This window comes from Brevibacillus migulae (genome assembly GCF_004521915.1).
Classification (GTDB): Bacteria; Bacillota; Bacilli; order Brevibacillales; family Brevibacillaceae; genus Brevibacillus_F; species Brevibacillus_F migulae.
This window is the reverse complement of the sequence record NZ_SDKD01000025.1, coordinates 42530-59792: the sequence shown is the minus strand read 5'-3', so window position 1 is coordinate 59792 and position 17263 is coordinate 42530. Positions and strand designations below refer to the sequence as shown.

At 50.7% G+C, this 17263-nt stretch carries 15 protein-coding genes; 13 read left to right on the top strand and 2 right to left on the bottom strand.

The window, feature by feature from the left end:
- Nucleotides 1–76: 76 nt before the first annotated feature.
- Both EIZ37_RS22135 and EIZ37_RS22130 read left to right on the top strand, forming a co-directional pair.
- Nucleotides 77–1087 (top strand): ABC transporter permease, encoded by a 1011-nt coding sequence (locus tag EIZ37_RS22135; protein ID WP_134686943.1) that lies wholly within the window; start codon nt 77–79, stop codon nt 1085–1087.
- A 12-nt stretch (nt 1088–1099) separates the two neighbouring features.
- Complete coding sequence (locus EIZ37_RS22130; RefSeq protein WP_134686942.1) at nt 1100–1993, top strand: ABC transporter permease; 894 nt, start codon at nt 1100–1102, stop codon at nt 1991–1993.
- 51 nt (nt 1994–2044) lie between these two features.
- Here EIZ37_RS22130 and EIZ37_RS22125 read toward each other — a convergent pair whose 3' ends face one another.
- On the bottom strand, nt 2045–2827 hold the full coding sequence (locus EIZ37_RS22125) for an alpha/beta fold hydrolase (protein WP_134686941.1): 783 nt from the start codon (nt 2825–2827) through the stop codon (nt 2045–2047).
- Nucleotides 2828–2917: 90 nt separating this feature from the next.
- Here EIZ37_RS22125 and EIZ37_RS22120 point away from each other — a divergent pair, with 90 nt between their 5' ends.
- From EIZ37_RS22120 to EIZ37_RS22110, 3 genes are all read left to right on the top strand, one after another.
- Complete coding sequence (locus tag EIZ37_RS22120) at nt 2918–4009, top strand: M24 family metallopeptidase (RefSeq protein WP_134686940.1); 1092 nt, start codon at nt 2918–2920, stop codon at nt 4007–4009.
- A 772-nt stretch (nt 4010–4781) separates the two neighbouring features.
- A complete protein-coding gene (locus EIZ37_RS22115) occupies nt 4782–5459 on the top strand; it encodes a sigma-70 family RNA polymerase sigma factor (protein ID WP_328591375.1) in 678 nt (225 codons plus the stop codon).
- A complete protein-coding gene (locus tag EIZ37_RS22110) occupies nt 5450–6460 on the top strand; it encodes a hypothetical protein (RefSeq protein WP_134686939.1) in 1011 nt (336 codons plus the stop codon). Before EIZ37_RS22115 ends, EIZ37_RS22110 begins: the two co-directional genes overlap by 10 nt.
- Nucleotides 6461–6534: 74 nt before the next feature.
- Here EIZ37_RS22110 and EIZ37_RS22105 read toward each other — a convergent pair whose 3' ends face one another.
- Nucleotides 6535–7224 carry a VOC family protein gene (locus EIZ37_RS22105; protein ID WP_167569084.1) on the bottom strand — a complete coding sequence of 230 codons (690 nt, stop codon included), beginning with the start codon at nt 7222–7224 and terminating at the stop codon, nt 6535–6537.
- A 211-nt stretch (nt 7225–7435) separates the two neighbouring features.
- Here EIZ37_RS22105 and lepA point away from each other — a divergent pair, with 211 nt between their 5' ends.
- From lepA to EIZ37_RS22065, 8 genes are all read left to right on the top strand, one after another.
- On the top strand, nt 7436–9253 hold the full coding sequence (gene lepA / locus EIZ37_RS22100; protein WP_134686937.1) for a translation elongation factor 4: 1818 nt from the start codon (nt 7436–7438) through the stop codon (nt 9251–9253).
- A gap of 105 nt (nt 9254–9358) precedes the next feature.
- On the top strand, nt 9359–10507 hold the full coding sequence (hemW, locus tag EIZ37_RS22095; protein ID WP_134686936.1) for a radical SAM family heme chaperone HemW: 1149 nt from the start codon (nt 9359–9361) through the stop codon (nt 10505–10507).
- Between the two features lie 201 nt (nt 10508–10708).
- Nucleotides 10709–11740 carry a heat-inducible transcriptional repressor HrcA gene (hrcA, locus tag EIZ37_RS22090; RefSeq protein ID WP_134686935.1) on the top strand — a complete coding sequence of 344 codons (1032 nt, stop codon included), beginning with the start codon at nt 10709–10711 and terminating at the stop codon, nt 11738–11740.
- Nucleotides 11741–11778: 38 nt separating this feature from the next.
- A complete protein-coding gene (gene grpE / locus EIZ37_RS22085) occupies nt 11779–12324 on the top strand; it encodes a nucleotide exchange factor GrpE (RefSeq protein WP_134686934.1) in 546 nt (181 codons plus the stop codon).
- A 56-nt stretch (nt 12325–12380) separates the two neighbouring features.
- Entirely contained in the window at nt 12381–14222 is a 1842-nt protein-coding gene (gene dnaK, locus EIZ37_RS22080) for a molecular chaperone DnaK (protein ID WP_134686933.1), read from the top strand.
- 121 nt (nt 14223–14343) lie between these two features.
- A complete protein-coding gene (gene dnaJ, locus EIZ37_RS22075) occupies nt 14344–15480 on the top strand; it encodes a molecular chaperone DnaJ (RefSeq protein ID WP_134686932.1) in 1137 nt (378 codons plus the stop codon).
- A gap of 46 nt (nt 15481–15526) precedes the next feature.
- Entirely contained in the window at nt 15527–16468 is a 942-nt protein-coding gene (prmA, locus tag EIZ37_RS22070) for a 50S ribosomal protein L11 methyltransferase (protein WP_134686931.1), read from the top strand.
- Nucleotides 16469–16486: 18 nt separating this feature from the next.
- Nucleotides 16487–17233, top strand: coding sequence for a 16S rRNA (uracil(1498)-N(3))-methyltransferase (locus tag EIZ37_RS22065; protein WP_134686930.1), 747 nt, complete (start codon nt 16487–16489; stop codon nt 17231–17233).
- Nucleotides 17234–17263: the final 30 nt, after the last annotated feature.

Below are 17263 nucleotides of genomic sequence, written 5' to 3'. Positions count from 1 at the left end.
GTGTGAGAGGTCGGGGGTTAGTCACCCCCTCCTACTCGATTCTAATGTCTAAAAAGTTTTTGAAGAAAGCGAGGAGATGGCATTGCTGGCCTACACGATACGAAGAATTCTCATGCTCATCCCTGTGCTGTTTGGTATGTCACTCGTAGTATTTTCCATTATCCATGCCATTCCAGGCGATCCGGCATTGACCATCCTGGGAGAGAGAGCAAGCGAAAAAGCGTTGACGGAATTGCGGGAAGCGCTTGGTCTGAATTTGCCTTGGTATCAACAGTATTTTGCTTATCTGAAAAACATCCTTTCCGGTGATTTGGGTACCTCGTTGCTCACAAATGCACCGATTGCCAAGGAAATCGGTCCTTATCTTGCTGCGACAACGGAATTGACGATTGTCAGCATGCTGTTTGCCGTCTTCGTTGGTGTCAATGCAGGGATTATCTCGGCTTGGAAGCAAAATTCTTGGTTTGACTACATCGCGATGCTGGTCGCGTTGATTGGTGTATCCATGCCAATTTTCTGGCTGGGCCTGATGGAGCAGTGGCTATTTGCACAGGAGTTGAAATGGTTGCCTTCTGTTGGGCGAGACAGTTCTCGAGATCCAGTTACGGCGATCACGCAGTTTTATATTATTGATGCGATGCTTGCTGGACGATGGGATCAGTTACGTGATGTAATCGAGCATTTGATCCTGCCAAGTATTGCGCTCGGGACGATTCCAATGGCGATTATTGCCCGCATTACACGTGCGAGCATGCTGGAAGTCATGCGATCCGATTATATTCGTACGGCTCGAGCAAAAGGGTTGGCTCAGTTTTTTGTCGTGTACAAGCACGCTTTGAAAAATGCGTTGATTCCAGTCCTGACTGTGATCGGCTTGCAAGTCGGAAGCTTGATCGGCGGTGCCGTGCTGACCGAGACGATCTTTGGTTGGCCGGGAATTGGCCGCTACATCTATACCGCCATCGGAAATCGTGATTATCCGGTGATTCAGTCAGGCGTTCTGGTCATCGCGACGATTTTCGTCTTGATTAACCTGCTGGTTGACCTGCTGTATGCTTACGTCGATCCGCGCATCAAATACCGCTAAGGAGGATTCCTGATGGCAGAGACCACTGTTCAGACGACGCCCAACACGCCAGTAAACGAACCCGTATCCTCCCCATGGCGTGATGCATGGAAGGCACTCAGCAAAAACAAACTGGCGATTGTCGGATTTATCATTATTCTATTCTTTATCATGGTGGCGATCTTTGCGCCATTGTTGACCGAATATCCGTATGATGAAGGAAACTTGCTCGACAAAAACAAGCCGCCTTCCTCCGAACATTGGTTTGGTACGGACTATAATGGTCGTGACGTGTTTACCCGTGTCGTATTTGGCGCACGCATCTCACTGTGGGTCGGTACGTTTTCCGTTCTTGGCTCCATCATCGTGGGGACGGCGCTTGGCCTGATCTCCGGCTATTATGGCCGCTGGATCGACATGCTGATCTCCCGGATCTTTGATGTGATGCTCGCTTTCCCTAGCATTTTGTTGGCGATCGCGATCGTGGCGATTCTGGGGCCTTCTCTCCAAAATGCGTTGATCGCCATCTCGATCATTAACGTTCCTACGTTTGGTCGGTTGGTGAGGTCCAAGGTATTGAGCTTGAAGGAAGAAGAGTTCATCATGGCTGCGAGAGCAATGGGGATGAAGGATTCACGCATTATCATGAATCACATCCTGCCGAACAGCTTGGCTCCGATTATCGTGACGGGTACTTTGGGAATTGCGACGGCGATTATTGAAGCAGCGGCACTCGGTTTCCTAGGTTTGGGCGCACAAGCACCTGAGCCGGAGTGGGGCAAAATGCTGGCCGATTCTCGCCAGTACATTCAAAAAGCACCGTGGAACCTGATTTTCCCTGGGGCCTCCATCATGCTGACGGTTCTGGGATTCAACCTGATCGGTGATGGTTTGCGCGATGCGTTGGACCCGCGGATGAAAAACTAAGGAAACGCGTGGCGACAGCCTTTCTCCGTGATGGAGGAAGGCTGTCCTTGTTTAGGTTCTGAGTGCGACAGATGAAGTGAGAAAGGAATCGCATAGCTGGTGAAAGGCGGAAGGCGCTTTTGTAATCACTTGATGCTTGACACCGGGTACGAGGTGCAATTGGGCATGAGGGAGCTTATGCTGGAGAAGCTGCGCGTAAGGAAGCATGGCGCGATCTTCTTCCCCATAGACAAGCATGACGGGGATTTTGATCGTCGGGAGTTGGTCCGTACATGTGTAATGGTGCCCGGCCAGGTACATCTGATGAAGAGAAAAGCCATCTGTTTTTTCTGCGTGAGCGATCCACCGTTTTTGCTCGTCGGGATCATCAAGATGCGAGCGGGCTGTGGAGTGTGCCAACCATTTCACGCCGTGCATGGAAGTGAGAGCTTCTGCCAAAAAGAAACGAGCATGCAAATACAGATCATTGACCTCAGAAAAGCTGCTTACCAAGATCGCTGCATGGAACCGATCCGGATAAGCAAGAAGGCATTCCAAGGCAATGGATCCCCCTTGCGAATAACCGCAGATACTGGCTTGCTCCACTTTTTCAGCATCGAGCATGGCGTGGATATCCGCTGCGATCGTTCTTAAAGTGAAGGGTTCACGAGCGGGGCTGCTCTCCCCATGTCCGCGCAGGTCAGGGATCAGCAATCGGTGGGAATGGGAAAGCGGCATTTGGCACGAAAAATTGGCCGACCCAATCCCAGGAGCATGGACCAATACAAGCGGTGGACCATCCCCGATGGACTGGTAGGCCATCGTTGCCGAATCAGAAAGCTGAACGTATTTCATCACTTTCACCTCTGTGCTCAACATAATCTTTTACGGATGCTTTTTTCGTGATATGCTCACAGTAAAACCCTAGAAAAGAAGGTGCCATCTATGGACCAATCTCGTTTGCAAAAGCTTCGTACATACATGGAAGAGCAGCAGCTTGACGCAGTTCTTGTTACTTTACCCAAACATGTGTATTATTTGACAGGCTTTTTGAGCGAACCCCATGAGCGCTTCCTCGGGCTCTTGATTCCACGCGATGGCGAGGCAACCCTTGTCGTGCCTGCCCTGGATCTGGAAGCGGCAGAAAAATCTTCGGCCGTCAAAAAGATAGCAACTCACAAAGATACGGACAATCCGTATGAGATCGTCAAAGGAATCCTTCCTGAGAACGTAAAACGGGTAGGGTTGGAGAAGGATCATCTGACCGTGAATCGATACGAAGCACTGGCAGCTGTTTTAGGAGCTGAGCTGTATGTGGATATGGAGCTTCCGCTGCGTGAAATGCGTCTCATCAAGACAGCAGAAGAAGTCGTCCGGATCAAGCATGCGATCGCCCTTGTGGAAAAAGTGCTGGCGGAAGGGCTGAAAAAGGTAAAAGCGGGTGTCACCGAAGCGGAAATGGTGGCAGAGCTGGAATATTTGATGAAACGCTTTGGAGCGAACGGCCCTTCCTTTGATACGATGGTATTGGCCGGAGAAAATTCGGCACTGCCTCATGGGCATCCAGGGGAGAGAGTGATTCGCGAGGGCGATTTGCTGTTGTTTGATATGGGCGTAGTGGCAGATGGCTATGTCTCTGATATCACCCGCACCTTTGCAGTGGGTGAAATTAGTGAAAAGCAAAAGGAAATCTACAACACGGTCCTTGCCGCCAATCTGGCTGCCATCGAGGCGACTCGCCCCGGCATGACGCTTGCCAGTCTGGACAAGGTTGCCCGTGACGTCATTACGGAAAAAGGCTACGGCGAGTATTTCATGCATCGACTCGGCCATGGAATGGGGATGGATATTCACGAGTACCCTTCCATCCATGGAGCCAATCAAGATACGGTTCGCGCGGGCATGGTGTTTACGATTGAACCGGGCATCTATCTCCCGGGGGTTGGCGGCGTACGGATTGAAGATGATGTATTCGTGACGGAAAATGGCTGTGAAGTACTGACCAGCTTCCCGAAAGAGCTGACGGTAATCGGATAATTGTATCTGCTCTTTCAGACCTGAACTCCTATGATGGGTTCAGGTTTTTTTACTGCTGCATATGAAAGGGGAAGAACATAGCCGAGATCGTTTCACCTCTTTACCACGAATTTTGGACAAACAAATGAGGGTGCTTCGTGACTGCGGTGGAGTGAGCATGTTCCGAAACTCCGCTTCATTCTACGCCCCGCTGCGGGTGGAGACTGTCCGCTCCGCAGCAAATCGCGGGGGTGTGCAAAAAGTAGTAAACGCTTTGTAGCCTAGCCAAGTTTGCACCCCTTTTTCCCGCGATTTTCTGCTCCGCTGGGACGGCTTCGCAGGCGCTCCGTTTCGGAGCATGCTCACTTGCTCGTGACTTAGGTGGAGTGAGCATGTTCCGAAACTCCGCTTCATTCTACGCCCCGCTGCGGGTGGAGACTGTCCGCTCCGCAGCAAATCGCGGGGGTGTGCAAAAAGTAGTAAACGCTTTGTAGCCTAGCCAAGTTTGCACCCCTTTTTCCCGCGATTTTCTGCTCCGCTGGGACGGCTTCGCAGGCGCTACGTTTCGGAACATGCTCACTTGAGTAGCAGCAGCTGTCATATTTTTTTGAAAGCCACGCGAGGAAGGGAAGAACGGGACGGGCGGAGTTTTTGTCACACCTACCGAGGTGGAGCTTGCGAAAACGGGACACGCTTGTCGCGCAACCTCTACGTATGAATACGCTTCCTCGAAACTTTTGCGTGACGTCCCGTTTTTGCGAGCGGAACCGGGCAGTCCTGCTTCCATGCGGGTGTGGCAAGTACGGAGCCCCGCCCGTTCTTCCCTTCCCCCACCACGATGTTTGCACAAACAATAAAAGTGGATGTAACGTTCTGCATCCTTGCTGCATCTAATCAACAAACCGCCACGTCAAAAAAAGAGGAGGAGAGACAACTGGCTGATCTGGAACCGTTACAGCAAACAATTGATGCACAATTGGAGCAGCTGATGCGCGAGTATGGAACCCGGATCTTGCGTCTCGTCTACCTTTTTGTGAAAGATCGCGCATTGGCGGAAGACATCACCCAGGATGTATTCGTGAAAGTGTATCGTCACCTCGATTCGTTCCGCGGAGAGAGTGACATTCATACGTGGATGTATCGCATCGCGGTAAATGAGTGCAAAGGTTATTTGCGGTCCTGGTCGTTTCGTCATATCTTTCCGGGACAGCTGCCCGAGAAAACGGATGAACGTACGGTGGAGCAAACCGTGATGCGGCGAGTGGAGCAAGAAAATATCGCTCATTTGGTATTGCGGTTGACCCGTGGGCATCGGGAAGTCATAGCTTTGCATTACTATTCCGATTTATCAGTGGCCCAGATCGCAGACATTTTGAAGATGAAGGAAGGAGCAGTGCGCACAAAGCTTCATCGTGCCCGCTTGCAATTGAAGGCTTTGATTGAAGAGGAGGAGGGGCTGGAATGGACGTAGAAAAATCATTGCGAGAGCTGAAGGCGGAAGCAGATTCCGGCCCGTTGAAAGAGATTGTCTTTACCTCAGATATGGAAAATGCTGTGAAGGAGAGATTGCGGAACAGACGGCGGCAGAGCATACGGATTCGTCTGCTTGCCTCAGCTGCGGTTGTTGTGTCTGCAGCTGCTATGTTCGTGCTTTCGCCATGGATGCCGGCTTACTGGCGAACAAACCATCAAGAGGCAGCCCATTCTGTAGCGGTGGAAGAACAAGAGCTGCATTTGCCAGGAACGGTATGGAATCCTCCATCACTATGGAAACCGTCTCCCCGCCATCAGGAGACATATATGCAGGATAGCGTTTCCTACATCGGAGAAAAGCCGGTACGCATCATTGCGGGTGATTTATATGAGAATCAAGCAGATAAGGTGATGTGGCTGCTTAATGGACTGCATGCAAATAAAGTGGAGCTGGTCGGCATCCATGAAAATGGTCAGCGCTATTATCTGGGCGATTGGGAGACTGCCGGACCGCTGTATGATGCCGATCGCCATTTCCCATCTGCAATTATGCTGCCTGAGCCGGGCATATGGAAACTGCAGGTGCTGGCCGATGATGTGCATTTCGGCCAAGTATTCGTGGAAGTGAAGCCGGGTATTTCGCCATCGAATAGAAGCTTGGCAGAACCATTAATCCAAACATATGTGGAGACCAATCAAGCATTTGCGGCGTCCGAGAAAGATGTGGAAGTCACCATTGAACTGCTTGGCATTAAGAAATATGATGCGGATCAATTTCAAGTCTACGCATGGATTACGGTCCATTCGGGGGACCCAGCAAGCTCTGCGGGTATCCGGGCACCAGTCAAATTTGAAATCCACTATGTCGGCCAATCCTATCGCGTGCTGGGACATACCATGCCTGAGCCGGGTGCCGCATACTGGGCGCAGGTTGAGCAGATCTTTCCGGCCAAGATTGCAGAACTGCTGAAGAAGCGGGCGGTGCAATCGAATCTATAAGAGAATATGGATAAAAAACAAGCCGCCTTCCCGTTATGGAAAAGGCGGCTTTGCAAAAGCTATGGGCAGAGCCTTTAATGGAGCTGTTGATTCGCTTCGTCCTCCAACGGTTTATCGAGCAGCATTCCTGCCGGATCGAAATAGGAGAAGCCATATTGCTCGGCAGATTCAATCCGCAGCGAAGCATTATAAAGCGGCAGCATCGCAGCGGTCGTATTGGGATATTGAATCGTAGTGGCTGGTACGCCCATGATCTTTTCGAGAATCTCCAAGTCAGCTGTAAAGGTAGTGGTGCGCAAGACGGCTGCTTGCGGATATCCGCGAGGGGTGTCACGAGGCTTGTCATACATGACAAACCACGGCAGATGAGGATATGTGCCCAGCATTTGAAACTGAAAAGGATTCCCGGATGCATCGGTCATGTGCTGGACAGGGGTCACGGTGACCGGGTACTTTTCTTCTTCAAGAATGCGTTTAACACGATCGAGATCATCGGTTTCTAAGACCATCGCCGTAAAGCTGTCCCCTTGTTCTTTCAGCAGCTCGGCCATGGCTTGTCCTTCGTTGGTTTTATTTGCTTCCACCGCATTTTCAATGAAAGCGACTTCAAGAAAGCCGCCGCCTGCAAATGGATAAATCCGGGTGGCTACCCCCGGAAAAGAGTGACCGGATGCCGTAAGCGTGAGCCCGCGCTTGGTTCGTATTTGTAAATCTACTTGATCTGGCTGGTTGGTGGCATAAACCAACCGGTCGAATTGAAACATGGCAGAATCTCCCTTCGAAAGTGACAGAAATATTTTCCAACTTCTCGTAATCCAATCTACCACAAGTATGAGACGGAGGCGAGACATGATGATCATTGGTTGCCGTGGGAATAGGGCTTTGCTATAATAAACCTTAGTGCATTTTTTCGTAAGGTAGCTCGCAAAGCAGGGATTTTACGAGTCTCGCTTGCGTGGGAGGGAACTAATCGACATGGATCGCCGTGAAAGACAGAAAAAAATCCGCAACTTTTCCATCATTGCCCATATTGACCATGGCAAATCGACATTGGCTGACCGCATCTTGGAAATGACAGGTGCGCTTACAGCCCGTGAAATGGAAGCCCAATTCCTCGATACCATGGAGCTGGAAAAAGAGCGCGGGATTACCATCAAGCTGAATGCCGTACGTTTGAATTACAAGGCGGATGACGGCGAGGAATACATTCTTCATCTCATCGATACCCCAGGGCACGTGGACTTCACATACGAAGTATCACGCAGTTTGGCAGCCTGTGAAGGAGCTTTGCTGGTCGTTGATGCTGCGCAGGGGATTGAAGCCCAAACGTTGGCGAACGTATATCTGGCACTCGACAACAATCTGGAAATTATCCCGGTTATCAATAAAATCGACCTGCCCAGCGCCGAGCCGGAGCGGGTAAAAGATGAAATTGAAGAGGTAATCGGCCTGGATGCCAGCGAGGCATGTCTCGCGTCGGCAAAAGCCGGGATCGGGATCAAGGAAATTTTGGAGGCAGTTGTGAAAAAGGTGCCTGCGCCAGAAGGAGATCCGGATGCGCCGTTACAAGCGCTGATCTTCGACTCTTATTTTGACCCATACCGTGGCGTGATCGCGTCCGTTCGTGTGTTGAACGGAACCATGCGCAAAGGCATGAAGATCAAAATGATGGCGACGGGCAAAACGTTTGAAGTGACGGAAGTAGGTACGTCTACTCCACGACAAACGCAAGTTGAAGAATTGACAGTAGGCGATGTAGGGTATGTGGCTGCAGCTATTAAAACAGTCGGGGATACGCGTGTCGGGGATACGATCACTGATGCGAGCAGACCGGCTACAGAGCCGCTCGCAGGTTACCGCAAAATTAACCCGATGGTATTCTGCGGTCTGTATCCGATCGATACGAGTGACTACAACGATTTGCGGGATGCATTGGAAAAGCTGCAGTTAAATGATGCTTCCTTGCAATTCGAGCCGGAAACTTCGCAAGCGCTTGGCTTTGGTTTCCGTTGCGGATTCCTCGGACTTTTGCACATGGAAATTATTCAAGAGCGGATCGAGCGTGAATTCAACATTGATCTGATCACGACAGCACCAAGCGTAATTTATCGTATTACAAAGACAGATGGCACTACGCTTGAAATCGACAATCCGTCCAAAATGCCGGAAGTGCAGAAGATCGAGCATATTGAAGAACCATACGTTACTGCGACTGTCATGGTACCGAAGGATTATGTCGGAGATGTCATGCAGCTTTGCCAGGGCAAACGCGGTGATTTCCTCGATATGCAATATCTTGGGGAGAACCGTGTGCAGCTGAAATATGACATGCCGCTATCCGAGATCGTGTACGATTTCTTTGATCTGTTGAAATCGGGTACGAAAGGCTATGCTTCCTTCGACTATGAGATGGCAGGCTACAAAATTTCAAAGCTGGTGAAGATGGACATTTTGTTGAATGGCGAAGTGGTGGATGCCCTTTCCTTCATTGTTCATAAAGACAGTGCCTACGCTCGTGGTAAGGTCATTTGCGAAAAGCTGAAAGAGTTGATCCCTCGTCAACAATTCGAGGTGCCGATCCAAGCGACGATTGGTCACAAGGTCGTCGCTCGTGAGACCATCAGCGCGATGCGCAAAAACGTATTGGCCAAATGTTACGGAGGAGACATTTCCCGTAAACGCAAGCTGTTAGAGAAGCAAAAAGAAGGGAAAAAGCGGATGAAAGCCGTTGGTTCCGTAGAAGTTCCACAAGAAGCATTTATGGCGGTACTCCGCATGGATGACAAGAAATAATCGAAGGAAGCAGATTTCCTTCCCATCAATGGACCTGGCGGGGGCAACCACTGTCAGGTCTCTCATTTTACTATCAACCTGTTAGCAGGGAAGGAGGGGAATGAGTTGTCCCCACATTCTGTCTATATTCATATTCCGTTTTGCACCAACAAGTGCTACTACTGTGATTTCAATTCGTTTGTGACCAATAACCCGCAGTTGATCTGGGATTACCTCGAAGCGCTCGATCGTGAAATGACATTGACCTTTGAACAAATGCCGCCGACGCGGATCGAGACGATCTTCGTTGGGGGAGGCACTCCTACGTTTTTGGATCATGCGCAAATGAAACGTTTTCTGGAAATAGTCCAGCGCCATCTGGGCAAGCATATGGCAGAAGGTAACGAATATACCATGGAAGCCAATCCGGGAACGACCGACAAGGAAAAGCTTGCCTTGATGCATGAGTACGGAGTGAACCGCCTCAGCTTCGGCGTGCAATCGTTTGATAATGAATTGCTCAAAAAACTGGGTCGCATCCATAGTAAGGACGATGTCTACCGCAGCGTGGATAATGCCTTGGCCGTCGGCTTCCAAAACCTATCGCTTGACTTGATGTTCGGCTTGCCCGGCCAAACCGAAGAGATTTTTCAAGCGACTTTGGAAGAAGCGCTGCGCATGCCGACTACCCATTTTTCCGCATATAGCTTGAAGGTGGAGGAAAACACGCTGTTCCACACGCTCTATCAAAAAGGGCAACTGCTGCTGCCGACCGAGGATGCGGAGCTTGCGATGTATCTCCAGTTGATTGATGCGATGGAAGCGAACGGCTACCAGCAGTATGAAATCAGTAATTTTGCCAAAAATGGCATGGAAAGCAGACACAATAAAACCTATTGGCTGAATAATGACTATTATGGAATCGGGGCAGGCGCACACGGCTATGCTGCAGGAGAGCGCCATGTAAACGCGGGTCCGCTGGCTATCTACATGCAGATGTGCAAAGAAGGCTTGCCGCGGGTAGACCAGTTCTCGGTAAGCAAGAGAGAGGCCATGGAGGATCAGATGATTCTGGGGCTTCGTCTGCGGGAAGGGGTTGACCTCCAACGTTTTGCCGACCGTTTTGACAGGACGGTGGAAGAAGAGTTCGGCGAGATCGTGGATGATGAACTGAAAAAAGGAATGCTCGAGCGCACAGCTACTCATCTTCGCTTGACCAAGAAGGCGCTGCCGCTAGGAAACGAAGTGTTTGCGCGCTTTTTGGGAGCTGAGTAAAAGGAGAAGCAGTTTGCCAACAATGATTGACAAATGCTGTATCAATTGATAATTTTATAGTATGGTTTTAGCACTCGTTTGTCAGGAGTGCTAACAATCTACAAGCAAGATTGTTTTTGCTAGGACGCATGCCTATGATCCCGCATGAAGGAACGGTTTCCCGTAAATAAGCTGGTATGAGACAAAGGGGGAAGAAGCAGCATGTTGACAGATCGACAACGCATGATTTTGAGTGCTATTATCGACAATTACATCCAGTCGGCTGAACCCGTTGGCTCCCGTACCATTTCAAAGCGTGAAGGGGTTGGCTTCTCTTCGGCAACCATCCGAAATGAAATGGCGGACCTGGAAGAACTGGGTTATTTAGAGCAACCCCACACGTCAGCAGGGCGTGTACCATCGACCAAGGGATATCGCTTTTATGTAGACAACCTGATCCAGCCCCGGAACATTTCCGAGAAGGATCTCTTCAATATAAAGCAAGTGTTTGCCGATCGGATCAGCAAAATGGAACAAGCTATCGAAAGCACGGCTTCCATTTTGTCGCAAGTGACCAATTATACCTCCATCGTCCTTGGACCAGAGATGTTTGAGCATCGACTCAAGCATATCCAGATCGTCCCGCTGAGCGAATCACAGGCAGTAGCGATCATCGTGACCCATACCGGCCGCGTTGAGAATAAGCTGCTCGACTTGCCGGTAGGCGTACATCCCGGGGAGATCGAGAAACTGGTGAACATCCTGAATGCGAAGCTGGTCGATGTGCCGCTGTGGCAATTGCGTCAGCGCATCTATCAGGAGATTGCGGGAGAGATGAGACGGCACGTGGAGCAGTATGAAGAGATGCTGCACATGCTGGAGAATTCGTTCATGACGGAAGAGGCGGATCGCGTATTCCTGCGTGGTGCGACCAAAATCATGAATCAACCAGAATTCCGTGATGTGGATAAAGTAAAAGATATCATGGAACTGTTTGAACAAAATGATCAATTGATCAGGCTGCTTGATTCACCGGCTGAAGGCTTGCAGGTGCGCATTGGTCAGGAGAATGGTCTGGATGCGATCAAGGAATGCAGCATTGTGACGACCCCTTACTACATTGGCGGAAAAGCCATTGGTGTTGTCGGGATCCTCGGCCCCACCCGTATGGAATACGATAAAGTCATCTCCGTGCTGGATTATCTGGCACGCGGATTGTCAACCATGTTAACCAATCAATTTGATAAGAAATAAAGCCGTTATTAAAGCGTGCTAGGCAGGAGGTCAGTGTTTTGAGTGAAGAAAAAACAACCGTTGACGTGGATCAGAACAACGAAACGGTAGAAGAGCAAAACGGCGAAAACGCTCCGACAGAAGCAGGGGATCTTGCGGCTGAGGTAGAACGTTTGAAAGCTGTGGCAGACGATTTTCAGAACCGCTATCTGCGGGCGATGGCGGATATGGAGAATATCCGCAAACGGATGCGTAAAGAGCAGGAGGACTTGGCTCAGTATGCATCCTTGAAGGTCATCTCTGAATTGCTGCCAGCGCTGGATAACTTCGAACGTGCGTTGGCTGCTGACAAGGATTCCACTACCGTTGAGTCTCTCCTGCAAGGGGTAGGCATGGTTCACCGCCAGATGGCACAGGTTTTCGAAAAGGAAGGCCTTGTCGCAATCGAGGCAGTTGGCAAGCCGTTTGACCCGCATCTTCATCAGGCGGTCATGCAGGTGGAAGACAGCAACTATGAATCGGGTGTCGTGATTGAAGAGTTCCAAAAAGGCTATCTCTTCAAGGATCGCGTCATTCGCCCATCCATGGTGAAAGTGAACAGCTAAAATTCTCAATTTGAAAAATGATACTCGTTTGAATCACAGAAGGAGGACATATCGATATGAGTCGCGTTATTGGGATTGACTTAGGGACAACTAACTCTTGCGTAGCAGTGATGGAAGGCGGCGAGCCAGTCGTTATCGCCAATGCGGAAGGAAACCGCACGACGCCATCCGTGGTCGCTTTCAAAAATGGCGAGCGCATCGTCGGTGAAGCGGCAAAACGTCAAGCAATCACAAACCCTGACAACACCGTTATTTCTATCAAACGTTGGATGGGTACCAACCATAAAGAAACACTTGAAGGAAAAGAATATACCCCACAAGAAGTTTCTGCGATGATCCTGCAAAAATTGAAAGCCGACGCAGAAAGCTATCTGGGTCAACCGGTTACACAAGCGGTTATTACGGTTCCTGCTTACTTCAATGATGCTCAGCGTCAAGCTACCAAAGACGCTGGTAAAATTGCCGGTCTGGAAGTACTGCGTATCGTCAACGAGCCAACAGCGGCTGCATTGGCATATGGGATGGAAAAAACAGAAGACCAAACCGTACTGGTCTATGACCTCGGCGGCGGTACTTTCGACGTATCCATCCTGGAACTTTCCGAAGGCTTCTTTGAGGTAAAAGCGACTTCCGGTGACAACAAGCTGGGCGGCGACGACTTCGACCAAGTCATCATCGACTATCTCGTAAACGAGTTCAAAAAAGAAAACGGCATCGATCTGTCCAAAGACCGCATGGCGATGCAACGTCTGAAAGACGCAGCGGAAAAAGCGAAAAAAGACCTTTCCGGTGTATTGACCACCACCATCTCCCTGCCGTTCATCACAGCAGATGCGACTGGTCCGAAGCACTTGGAAGTGAACCTGACTCGCGCGAAATTTGAAGAGCTCTCTGCCCATCTGGTAGAGCGTACGATGGGTCCAACCCGTCAAGCGCTGCAGGATGCAGGCCTTTCTCCAAATCAAATCGATCGCGTCATCCTGGTAGGTGGATCGACTCGTATCCCGGCTGTACAGGAAGCGATCAAAAAATATACAGGCAAAGAGCCGCACAAAGGCGTGAACCCGGACGAGGTTGTAGCGCTGGGTGCAGCTGTGCAAGCGGGCGTATTGACTGGGGACGTAAAAGACGTAGTCCTGCTCGACGTAACTCCGCTCTCTCTCGGGATCGAAACATTGGGTGGCGTCTTTACCCGTCTGATCGAGCGCAATACTACGATTCCTACAAGCAAATCTCAAGTATTCTCGACTGCGGCTGACAACCAGACTTCCGTAGAGATCCACGTCCTGCAAGGTGAGCGTCAAATGGCAGCGGACAACAAAACCTTGGGCCGCTTCACGCTGAGCGATATCCCGCCAGCGCCACGCGGCATTCCGCAAATCGAGGTATCCTTTGACATCGACGCCAACGGTATCGTGAACGTACGTGCGAAGGATCTGGGTACAGGCAAAGAGCAGCGCATCACCATCACATCCAACTCCGGATTGAGCGATGCGGATATCGAGCGCATGGTAAAAGACGCTGAGCTGAATGCGGAAGCGGACAAAAAACGCAAAGAAGAAGTAGAAGTTCGCAACGAAGCGGATCAATTGGTCTTCACGACTGAGAAAACACTCAAAGAAGTAGAAGGCAAAATCGATCAGGCTGAAATCGACAAAGCAAACGAAGCGAAAGAAAAGCTGAAAACAGCGTTGACTGGCGGCAACATCGAAGAGATCAAGACTGCCAAAGATGCGCTTTCCGAAGTGATCCAAGCGATCTCGGTGAAGCTGTATGAGCAAGCAGCACAAGCTCAACAAGCAGCGCAAGGCGCAGCAGGAGCCGATGTCAACGCAGGGCAAGCGAAAAATGACAACGTCGTAGATGCCGACTACGAAGTCGTAGACGACAAGAAATAAGCAATCTCTTACATGTCATGGGAAAGAAAGTCAAAGTCAGGTTTGTGACTTTGACTTTTTTTCAAGTCCACTGCGTGATATGATTACATTTAGTCTGTTTTGCTACGGGAGTGATTAGAGAATGAAACGGGACTATTATGAGGTGCTTGGTGTCGGCAAGGATGCGAGCGCGGACGAAATCAAAAAGGCGTATCGCAAGCTGGCGCGTCAGTACCATCCCGATGTCAATAAAGAGGCAGATGCCGAGGAAAAATTCAAAGAAGTAAAAGAAGCGTACGATGTCTTGTCCGATGATCAGAAAAAAGCGCATTATGACCGCTTTGGGCATCAGGATCCGAATCAGGGCTTTGGCGGCGGCGGTTTCGGCGGTTTTGACGGAGCAGGCATGGGCGGCTTTGGCGATATTTTCGATATGTTTTTTGGCGGCGGTGGCGGCCGACGCAACCCGAATGCGCCGCGCAAAGGATCCGATTTGCAGTTCAGCCTGCAGGTAGAGTTTACCGAAGCGATCTTCGGAAAAGAAGTGGACGTGGAAATTCCAAAAGAAGCGGAGTGCGACACCTGCCATGGTTCAGGCGCGAAGCCAGGCTCTGGAGTTGAGACGTGTAAGACTTGTAACGGTTCTGGACAGCAGGAAGTCGTGGCGAATACGCCGTTTGGCCGGATCGTGAATCGCCGTGTCTGCCAGACTTGCGAAGGAAAAGGGCAAGTCATCAAGGAAAAATGCGGATCCTGCCGTGGAACGGGTCGTGTCAAAGTACGCCGCAAGATCCATCTCAACATTCCAGCCGGTGTGGACGACGGTGCGCAGCTGCGCGTAGCCGGAGAAGGGGAACCGGGTGTAAACGGAGGGCCTCCTGGCGATCTTTATGTCGTGCTGCGTGTCAAATCGCATGAATTCTTCGAACGGGATGGAAATGATATATACTGCAAAGTACCGATTACATTCGCCCAGGCTGCGCTTGGTGATGAAGTGGAAGTGCCAACGGTAGACGGCAAGGTAAAGCTGAAGGTGCCTGCAGGTACGCAGACCGAGACCATCTTCCGCCTGCGTGGACACGGCGTGCCGTATTTGCGCGGGAATGGCCGTGGCGATCAGCATGTGAAGGTACGGATTGTCACTCCAGCCAAAATGACAGAGCGTCAAAAAGAATTGCTGCGTGAATTCGCGGGAATCAGCGGAGATGCGCCGTTGGGCGCACCGCATGAAGATGAAGGTTTTTTTGAAAAAATGAAGCGAGCGTTCCGTGGAGAATAAACCACCCTACAGGGGCGAGGCAAGTCAAGCAGGGGAGTTGGTAGGCATGAATTGGACGGAAATCAGTATTCACACGACAGCGGAGTCTGTTGAAGCGGTATCGAGTATCCTGTATGAAATAGGAGCAAATGGGGTGGTGATTGAAGACCCCGAGGTGTTGCACCGTGAGTGGGATACACCGTTCGGCGAAATCTACCAATTATCCCCGGACGATTTCCCGACCGAAGGGGTTTTTGTCAAAGCCTATCTGCCGGTTGGCAGCGGTGAATTGGGAGAGACACTGGAGACTATCAAAGAACAATTGTCCCAGCTGGCATCCTACGGGTTGGATCTAGGCAAAGGTACAATCGCAGTAAATGATGTACACGAAGATGAATGGGCGCATGCCTGGAAAAAATATTACAAGCCGGTCGCTGTATCGGATCGCATCACGATCAAGCCGGTCTGGGAAGAGTATACGCCGAAAAACGAGCAGGAGATCGTCATTGAGATGGATCCGGGCATGGCGTTTGGGACAGGAACGCATCCAACGACTGTGCTCTGTCTGCGGGCTTTGGAAAAGTACCTGACGCCGGGAGACAATGTCTATGATGTAGGTACAGGCACAGCGATTCTCAGCGTCGCTGCGGTCAAGCTGGGGGCATCGGATGTCGTCGCGATGGATCTGGACGAGGTAGCGGTTCGCTCGGCCCAAGCCAATACGGAATTGAATCAGGTGCATGAGCGCATCCAGGTCATTCAGAACAACCTGCTGGACGGCATGGAAGGACCGGTCAAACTGGTCGTTGCCAATATCCTGGCTGAAATCATCGTCCGCTTTACCGATGATGTTCATCGCGTGCTCGTTCCAGGAGGGACATTCATCGCATCCGGCATTATCAGTGCAAAAGAGGCGGATGTAAAGGCAGCCTTGGAGCGATCCAAATTGGAAGTCGTTGAGACAGTTTCCATCGATGATTGGGTAGCTATCGTTGCGAAAAAAAGGTAAAATAGTGAGGTTGGAAAGATGCAGAGATACTTTGTGGAGCCTGCTCTTTTTACCGAGCAGGAAGTGACGATCACGGGGGATGATGTCCACCACATCGTCACGGTCATGCGCTCGGAAGTGGGGCAGGAGATTATCGTCTGCGACGGACAAGGACGGGTTGCCATAGCCCGTCTTTCACAGCTTTCAGCCAAAGAGGTGAAAGCGGATGTGATCCGCATGCTTGAGTTACACCGCGAGCTGCCCGTACGCGTGACGATCGCCCAAGGCTTGCCCAAAGGCGACAAAATGGAATGGATCCTGCAAAAAGGGACCGAGCTGGGTGCCCATGCGTTTATCCCATTTTCTTCGGAGCGGACGATTGTGAAGCTGGACGCAAAAAAGGAAGGGAAGAAGCTGGAGCGCTGGAGCAAGATCGTAAAGGAAGCAGCCGAGCAATCGCATCGCGCCTGGCTTCCGCAGGTGCTGTCGCCGCTTACCTTCAAACAGATGGCCGAGGAAGCTGCAGGCTATACGCGTGCCGTGATTGCCTACGAAAAGGAAAATGGAGTTACGCTGCACGAAGTCTTGCAAGACCTATCCTCAGGCGATTCCTTACTGGTCATGATCGGGCCGGAGGGTGGTTTCAGCGAAGCCGAGGTAGCGCTTGCCCAAAGCAAAGGGATCATCTCGGTCGGTCTAGGTCCTCGCATCTTGCGGACAGAGACGGCCAGTCAATATGCGTTATCCGCCATCTCCTATCATTTTGAGCAGATGCCGAACAAATAGACGATATACTTCTTCCGGAAGAAAGGAGGA

What these genes read in the sequence shown, in the direction of transcription:
- EIZ37_RS22135 (WP_134686943.1), top strand. Translation starts at nt 77, where the DNA reads ATGGCATTGCTGGCCTACACGATACGAAGAATTCTCATGCTCATCCCT.
- EIZ37_RS22130 (WP_134686942.1), top strand. Translation starts at nt 1,100, where the DNA reads ATGGCAGAGACCACTGTTCAGACGACGCCCAACACGCCAGTAAACGAA.
- EIZ37_RS22125 (WP_134686941.1), bottom strand. Translation starts at nt 2,827, where the DNA reads ATGAAATACGTTCAGCTTTCTGATTCGGCAACGATGGCCTACCAGTCC.
- EIZ37_RS22120 (WP_134686940.1), top strand. Translation starts at nt 2,918, where the DNA reads ATGGACCAATCTCGTTTGCAAAAGCTTCGTACATACATGGAAGAGCAG.
- EIZ37_RS22110 (WP_134686939.1), top strand. Translation starts at nt 5,450, where the DNA reads ATGGACGTAGAAAAATCATTGCGAGAGCTGAAGGCGGAAGCAGATTCC.
- EIZ37_RS22105 (WP_167569084.1), bottom strand. Translation starts at nt 7,224, where the DNA reads ATGTTTCAATTCGACCGGTTGGTTTATGCCACCAACCAGCCAGATCAA.
- lepA (WP_134686937.1), top strand. Translation starts at nt 7,436, where the DNA reads ATGGATCGCCGTGAAAGACAGAAAAAAATCCGCAACTTTTCCATCATT.
- hrcA (WP_134686935.1), top strand. Translation starts at nt 10,709, where the DNA reads ATGTTGACAGATCGACAACGCATGATTTTGAGTGCTATTATCGACAAT.
- dnaK (WP_134686933.1), top strand. Translation starts at nt 12,381, where the DNA reads ATGAGTCGCGTTATTGGGATTGACTTAGGGACAACTAACTCTTGCGTA.
- dnaJ (WP_134686932.1), top strand. Translation starts at nt 14,344, where the DNA reads ATGAAACGGGACTATTATGAGGTGCTTGGTGTCGGCAAGGATGCGAGC.
- prmA (WP_134686931.1), top strand. Translation starts at nt 15,527, where the DNA reads ATGAATTGGACGGAAATCAGTATTCACACGACAGCGGAGTCTGTTGAA.
- EIZ37_RS22065 (WP_134686930.1), top strand. Translation starts at nt 16,487, where the DNA reads ATGCAGAGATACTTTGTGGAGCCTGCTCTTTTTACCGAGCAGGAAGTG.